The following is a 1,631-nucleotide window of genomic DNA, read 5'->3' as shown; positions in this document are numbered from 1 at the left end:
TGTAGGCGCTCCTTAGAAAGGAGGTGATCCAGCCGCACCTTCCGGTACGGCTACCTTGTTACGACTTAGTCCCAATCGCCGGTCCCACCTTCGACGGCTCCCCCCCAAAAGGGTTAGGCCACCGGCTTCGGGTGTTACCAACTTTCGTGACTTGACGGGCGGTGTGTACAAGGCCCGGGAACGTATTCACCGCAGCGTTGCTGATCTGCGATTACTAGCGACTCCGACTTCATGAGGTCGAGTTGCAGACCTCAATCCGAACTGAGACCGGCTTTTTGGGATTAGCTCCACCTCACAGCATCGCAACCCTTTGTACCGGCCATTGTAGCATGCGTGAAGCCCAAGACATAAGGGGCATGATGATTTGACGTCGTCCCCACCTTCCTCCGAGTTGACCCCGGCAGTCTCCCATGAGTCCCCGGCATAACCCGCTGGCAACATGGAACGAGGGTTGCGCTCGTTGCGGGACTTAACCCAACATCTCACGACACGAGCTGACGACAACCATGCACCACCTGTAAACCGGCCACAAGTGGCCGACACATCTCTGCGCCGTTCCGGTTCATGTCAAGCCTTGGTAAGGTTCTTCGCGTTGCATCGAATTAATCCGCATGCTCCGCCGCTTGTGCGGGCCCCCGTCAATTCCTTTGAGTTTTAGCCTTGCGGCCGTACTCCCCAGGCGGGGCACTTAATGCGTTAGCTACGGCGCGGAAAACGTGGAATGTCCCCCACACCTAGTGCCCAACGTTTACGGCATGGACTACCAGGGTATCTAATCCTGTTCGCTCCCCATGCTTTCGCTCCTCAGCGTCAGTTAATGCCCAGAGACCTGCCTTCGCCATCGGTGTTCCTCCTGATATCTGCGCATTTCACCGCTACACCAGGAATTCCAGTCTCCCCTACATCACTCAAGTCTGCCCGTACCCACCGCAGATCCGGAGTTAAGCCCCGGACTTTCACGGCAGACGCGACAAACCGCCTACGAGCTCTTTACGCCCAATAATTCCGGATAACGCTTGCGCCCTACGTATTACCGCGGCTGCTGGCACGTAGTTAGCCGGCGCTTCTTCTGCAGGTACCGTCACTTTCGCTTCTTCCCTACTGAAAGAGGTTTACAACCCGAAGGCCTTCATCCCTCACGCGGCGTCGCTGCATCAGGCTTGCGCCCATTGTGCAATATTCCCCACTGCTGCCTCCCGTAGGAGTCTGGGCCGTGTCTCAGTCCCAGTGTGGCCGTCCACCCTCTCAGGCCGGCTACCCGTCGTCGCCTTGGTAGGCCATTACCCCACCAACAAGCTGATAGGCCGCGAGTCCATCCAAAACCACAAAAGCTTTCCACCAACACCACATGCGTGGGAAGGTCGTATCCAGTATTAGACCCAGTTTCCCAGGCTTATCCCAGAGTCAAGGGCAGGTTACTCACGTGTTACTCACCCGTTCGCCACTAATCCCCCCAGCAAGCTGGAGATCATCGTTCGACTTGCATGTGTTAAGCACGCCGCCAGCGTTCATCCTGAGCCAGGATCAAACTCTCCGTAAAAAAATACGAACACAACACAAGCCCCCCGGAAAAAGAAGAACCCATGCTGCACAAAATTCGAAACCAGCCAAAAAACCAGCCACCCCACACG

At 56.4% G+C, this 1,631-nt stretch carries 1 rRNA gene; it reads right to left on the bottom strand.

The features are described 5' to 3' along the window. Nucleotides 1-16 precede the first annotated feature (16 nt). Nucleotides 17-1,540, bottom strand: a 16S ribosomal RNA gene (locus tag BLS52_RS18180). Nucleotides 1,541-1,631 lie beyond the last annotated feature (91 nt).

This window comes from Arthrobacter subterraneus (genome assembly GCF_900099735.1).
Classification (GTDB): Bacteria; Actinomycetota; Actinomycetes; order Actinomycetales; family Micrococcaceae; genus Arthrobacter_D; species Arthrobacter_D subterraneus.
This window is presented reverse-complemented; position numbering and strand designations above follow the sequence as displayed.